2 protein-coding genes are annotated in these 6,098 nt (G+C 74.6%); both read right to left on the bottom strand.

Features of this window, described 5'->3' with window-relative positions; translation table 11 throughout:
• A partial coding sequence (locus AOK15_RS38580) for a type I polyketide synthase (RefSeq protein WP_157870499.1) occupies positions 1–5,743 on the bottom strand: 5,743 nt, incomplete at its 3' end.
• An 88-nt stretch (positions 5,744–5,831) separates the two neighbouring features.
• On the bottom strand, positions 5,832–6,098 hold a 267-nt coding region (locus tag AOK15_RS38575), incomplete at its 5' end, for a hypothetical protein (RefSeq protein ID WP_157870498.1).

Below are 6,098 nucleotides of genomic sequence, written 5' to 3'. Positions count from 1 at the left end.
CCTGTTCGAGGATGATGTGGGCGTTGGTGCCGCTCACGCCGAACGAGGAGACGGCGGCGCGGCGCGGGCGGCCGGTGTCGGGCCAGGGCCGGCAGTCGGTCAGCAGGCGTACGGTGCCGGCGGACCAGTCGACCTGCCGGGTCGGCTCGTCGACGTGCAGGGTGCGCGGCAGTACGCCGTCCCGCAGCGCCATCACCGTCTTGATGACGCCGGCGACCCCGGCGGCGTACTGGGTGTGCCCGATGTTGGACTTGACGGAGCCCAGCCACACCGGCCGGTCGGTGTCGCGGTCGCGGCCGTACGTCGCGAGCAGCGCCTGTGCCTCGATCGGGTCGCCCAGTCGGGTGCCCGTGCCATGGGCCTCGACGGCGTCCACGTCGGACGGGGTGAGGCCCGCTCCGTCCAGCGCCGCGCGGATCACCCGCTGCTGGGAGGGTCCGTTGGGGGCGGTCAGCCCGTTGGAGGCGCCGTCCTGGTTCACCGCCGAGCCGCGGACCAGGCCGAGGACGCGGTGACCGTTGCGGCGCGCGTCCGACAGGCGTTCCACGACCAGGACGCCGATGCCCTCGCCCCAGCCGGTGCCGTCGGCCGCGTCCGCGAAGGCCTTGCAGCGGCCGTCGGAGGCGAGGCCGCCCTGACGGGCGAACTCGGGGAAGGCGCCCGGCGTCGACATGACGGCCACGCCTCCGGCGAGCGCGTGGTCGCACTCCCCGGTCCGCAGGGCCTGCACCGCGAGGTGCAGGGTGACGAGGGAGGAGGAGCAGGCGGTGTCGACGGTGAGCGCCGGGCCCTCCAGTCCGAGCGTGTACGCCACCCGGCCCGACATGACGCTGCCGGACGAGCTGGTCAGCGCGTATCCGCCGGCCAGCGCGGGCGAGTTCATCAGCAGGGCGCCGTACTCCTGGGGGGTGCCGCCGACGAAGACGCCCGTGCGGCTGCCGCGCAGGGACAGCGGGGCGATGCCGGTCCGTTCGATCGCCTCCCAGGAGGTCTCCAGGAGCAGCCGCTGCTGCGGGTCCATGGAGAGGGCCTCGCGGGGGGAGATGCCGAAGAACTCGGCGTCGAAGTCGCCCGCGTCGTAGAGGAAGGCGCCCTGTCCGGCGAGGGTGGTCTGCCGTCCGGGGTCGTACAGCGACAGTGCCTCCCAGCCGCGGTCGGCGGGGAAGTCCGCCATCTCGTCGCGGCCTTCGGTGACGAGCCGCCACAGGTCCTCGGGGCCGCGCACGCCGCCGGGGTACCGGCAGGCCATGCCGACGACGGCGAGCGGATCGTCGTCCTGGGGCCGGCGCCCGGCGGGCGGGGCGGCCGCCGCCTCCGTCGCGCCGAGGAGTTCGTCCCGCAGACGTCCGGCGAGGGCGGTGGGGGTGGGGTGGTCGAAGACGAGGGTGGCGGGCAGCCGCAGGCCGGTGGCGGCGTTCAGCCGGTTCCGCAGTTCCGTCGCGGTCAGCGAGTCGAAGCCGAGGTCCTTGAAGGGGCGGTGGGCGGCGACCTCCGCCAGGTCGTCGTGGCCCAGTACGGCGGCGGCCCGCGAACGGACCAACTCCAGTACGGTGGCGCGCTGTTCGGGTTCGCTGAGCGCGGTGAGGGTGCCGCGCAGCCGCCCGGCGGCCGTGCCGTCGCCGCCCGCGCTGTCGGGCTGTTCGCCGCGCAGGGCGCGGGCGGCCTCCGGGATCTCCTCGATCAGGGGGCGGCGGCGGGCCAGCGCGTAGACGGGTGCGAACCGCTCCCAGTCCATGTCGCTGACGGTGAGCGTGGTCTCCCCCTGCTCGACGGCCTCCCACATGACGTCGATGGCCAACTCCGGGCGCATCTGCCGTACGCCCATGCGGTCCAGTTGGTCGGCGAGTGCCGGGAAGCCCTCCAGCATGCCGCCGTCGGCCCAGCCGCCCCAGGCGAGGGAGGTCGCGGGCAGCCCACGCGCCCGCCGCTCATGGGCCAGACCGTCCAGGTAGGCGTTGGCCGCCGCGTACGTGCCGTTGCCCGCACTGCCCCACACCGCCGCCCCCGACGAGAACAGCACGAACGCGTCGAGGTCCACACCGCCGGTCAACTCGTCCAGATGACGGGCGCCCTCCGCCTTCGCCGCCGTACCGTCCGCGAAGTCCCGCGCCTCGATGTCCAGGACGGGGCCGTAGGCGGTGGAGCTGGCCGTGTGCAGGACGGCGGTCAGCGGGGTCTCCACCGGTACGTCCGCGAGCACGGCCGCCAGGGCGTCGCGGTCCGTGACGTCGCACGCCGCGAACGTCACCTCGGCTCCCAGGGAGCGCAGTTCCTCCGCGAGCGCCCCGGTGCCGGGTGCGTCGGCGCCGCGTCGGCTGAGCAGGAGCAGATGTTCGGCGCCCTCGGCGGCCAGGCGGCGGGCGAGGTGCGCGGCGATGCCTCCGCTGCCGCCGGTGATCAGGACGGTGCCGCGCGGCTTCCACGGCCGTACCGGCCCCCTGTCGGTGAGCGGGGCGCGCACCAGGCGCCGCGCGTAGACGGCGGACCCGCGGATCGCGAGCTGGTCCTCGCCCCCGGCGGACCCCGCCAGCAGGGCGGCCAGCAGGTCCGGGGTGCTCTCGCTCCAGGTGCGGGGCAGGTCGACGAGCCCGCCCCACCAGTCCGGGTGCTCCAGACCCACCACCTGCCCGAGCCCCCACAGCTGGGCCGCCCCGCCGTGTACGGCGTCGCTCGTGGCGACGGCGGCCCCGCCCCGTGTCAGCCACCACAGCGGCGACCGTACGCCGGCCGCGTGCAGCTCCCGGGTGAGCGCGAGGGCGTCGCCGGCCGAGTCCGGCAGCGCCACGACGCCGCTGTACTCACCGTCCAGGCCGGCCGGGGGCATGGCCGAGACCTGCACCTCGGCACCGGCGGCCCGCAGCGCCTCGGCGGTCTCTCCCCCGTCGCCCTCGGGTGCGATCAGCAGCCAGCGTCCCGTCAGCGGGGTGGTGCCGGCCGGATTGACGCGCCGCCAGGCGACGCGGTAGCGCCAGCCGTCGGCCGTCCGGCCGGTGGCGCTGCCGGTGGTGGTGGGCATCTCCGTCCAGTAGCGGCGGTGCTGGAAGGCGTAGGTGGGCAGGTCGACCGTCCGGGCGCCGGTCCCGGTGAAGCACTCCCGCCAGTCGACCGGGGCGCCGTGGACGTACACCTCCCCGAGCGACAGCAGGAGCCGCTCCGGGCCGCCCTCACCCCGTCGGAGCGTCCCGGTGACCGCGACCTCGCGGCCGGCCGCCTCCGCCGTCTCCTGCACCGCACCCGTCAGCACCGCATGGGGGCTGACCTCGACGAACAACCCGTGACCTTGCTCCAGCAGGGCCCGCGTCGCCTCCTCGAACCGCACCGGCTGCCGCAGATTGCGGAACCAGTACCCAGCGTCCAGCCCGGCCGTGTCGAGACGGCCACCGGTGACACAGGAATAGAACGCCACCGCCGAGGACACCGGCGCCACCGGCGCCAGCACCTCGGCCAACTCCCCCTCGATCTGCTCCACATGGGCGGAGTGGGACGCGTAGTCCACGGCGATACGACGGGCGCGTGCGCCGCGGGCCTCGACCTCGGCGATCACCGCGTCCAGCCCCTCCGGCGTCCCCGCGACCACCACGGAGACCGGGCCGTTGACCGCCGCCACCTCCACCCGGCCGTCGACCAGCGCGGCCAACTCCCGCACCTCGTCGACGGGCAACTGCACCGACGCCATGCCACCCCTGCCCGACAGGGCCAGGATCGCCTTCGAACGCAGCGCCACGACCCGAGCACCGTCCTCCAAGGACAGCGCCCCCGCCACGACAGCCGCCGCGATCTCCCCCTGCGAGTGACCGATCACCGCGGCGGGCTCCACCCCGTACGACCGCCACACCTCCGCGAGCGACACCATCACCGCCCACAACACCGGCTGCACCACATCCACCCGACCCAACGCAGCCTCGTCGTCCAGGACTTCGGTGAGCGACCAGTCGACGAACGCCGACAACGCCTCCTCGCACTCCCCCATCCGCACCGCGAACACCGCAGAGGAAGCCAGCAGCTCCACCGCCATCCCCACCCACTGCGAACCCTGCCCCGGAAACACGAACACGGTCTTGGCCTTGGTGCCCGTGCCCGTCACCACGCCGGGTGCGTCCTCGCCCTCGGCCAGGGCCCGCACGCGGGTGAGGAGGGCGTCGTACGAGTCGGCGAGGACGAGGGCACGGTGGGCGAGGGCCGCTCGGGTGGTGGCGAGGGAGTGCCCGATGTCGGCTGCCGTGTACTCGGGGTGATCGGCCACGTGGTCGAGGAGGCGACGGGCCTGGTCACGCAGAGCGTCGCCGGTGGCGGCGGACAGCGTCCAGGGGACGGGAACGGCGCCGGGCGCACTGTCGGGGGTGGGCTCGGACTCGGCCGACGCGTCCGGCGGCGGGGCCTGCTCCACGATCACATGCACATTGGTGCCGCTGATCCCGAAGGACGACACCCCCGCCCGGCGGGGGCGGCCGGTCTCGGGCCAGGAGCGTGCCTCCGTGAGGAGTTCCACCGACCCCGCCGACCAGTCGACCTCCTTGGACGGCTCGTCGACGTGCAGTGTCCTCGGCAGCGTCCCGTGGCGCAGGGCGAGCACCGTCTTGATCACACTCGCCACACCCGACACCGCCTGGGTGTGCCCGATGTTGGACTTCAACGAGCCCAGGTACAGAGGGCGTTCACGGTCCTGCCCGTAGGTCGCCAGCAGCGCCTGCGCCTCGATGGGGTCGCCGAGCCGGGTGCCCGTGCCGTGCGCCTCGACCGCGTCCACGTCCGCCGGTGACAGGCCCGCGCTCGCCAGGGCCTGCCGGATCACCCGCTGCTGAGCGGGGCCGTTGGGCGCGCTCAGGCCGTTCGACGCACCGTCCTGGTTGGCGGCCGAGCCTCGCAGCACCGCGAGGACGGGGTGGCCGTTGCGCCGGGCGTCGGAGAGGCGTTCCAGGAGGACGACGGCTGCCCCCTCCCCCCAGCCGATGCCGTCGGCGGCGTCGGCGAACGCCTTGCACCGGCCGTCACGGGACAGGCCGCGCTGGCGGGCGAAGATGACGAAGCCGGCCGGGGTGGCGAGGATACCGACCCCGGCGGCCAGGGCCATGGAGCAGTCGCCCTGCCGCAGGGACTGGGCGGCGAGGTGGAGGGCGACGAGGGAGGAGGAGCAGGCGGTGTCTACGGTGACCGCCGGGCCCTGCAGGCCGAGGGCGTAGGAGACGCGGCCGGACATGACGCTGCCGCTGCCGCCGGTCAGGGCGTAGCCCTGGTCCTCCTCGGAGTCCATGAGGAGCGCGCCGTATCCGGTGGGCAGGCCGCCGACGAAGACGCCGGTGCGGCTGCCGCGCAGCGAGAGCGGGTCGATCCGGGCGCGTTCGATCGCCTCCCAGGAGATCTCCAGCAGCAGCCGCTGCTGCGGGTCCATCGCGAGGGCCTCACGCGGCGAGACACCGAAGAGGGTGGGGTCGAAGTCGCCCGCGTCGTACAGGAACGCGCCCTCCCGCGTGTAGGTCTTGCCCGGCTTGTCGGGGTCGGGGTCGTACAGGTTCTCCAGGTCCCAGCCGCGGTCGGTGGGGAGTCCGCCGACGGCGTCCGTGCCGTCGGCGACGACGCGCCACAGCTTCTCGGGCGAGTCGGCGCCGCCGGGCAGCCGGCAGGCCATGCCGACGACGGCGAGGGGTTCGCGCCACCGGTCCTGGGACTCGCGCAGCCGGTCGCGGGTCTGCTGCAACTCCGCCGTGACCCGCCGCAGATAGGTGCGGAGCTTGTCCTCGGTCATGGTCGACTCCAGATCGGTGTGGTGGGGCGGCCTCGCCGCGCGGTGAGGCCGCCCTGCTGCGGGTGAGCGTCGGCGGCGGAGGCGGGCGTCAGCCGACGCCCAGGTCACGGTCGATGAGGTCGAAGATCTCGTCGTCGGTGGCGGACTCCAGGACGTCCGCGGTCCGCGGAGCGGCGTCGGGATCGGTGCCGCTGAGCCGGGCGGCGAGGTCGCGCAGCCGCTGGGCGAGGTCGGCGCGGGTGCCGGGGTCCAGGTCGGGGGCGGACATCGCCGGGAGCAGCGCCTGTTCCATGCGGTCGAGTTCCTGCTGGACGCGCAGGGCGTCCAGGGGGTCGTCCGGCGCGCCGCCGAGCAG

It is taken from the genome of Streptomyces ossamyceticus (assembly GCF_001418475.1).
Taxonomy (GTDB): domain Bacteria; phylum Actinomycetota; class Actinomycetes; order Streptomycetales; family Streptomycetaceae; genus Streptomyces; species Streptomyces ossamyceticus.
This window is presented reverse-complemented; position numbering and strand designations above follow the sequence as displayed.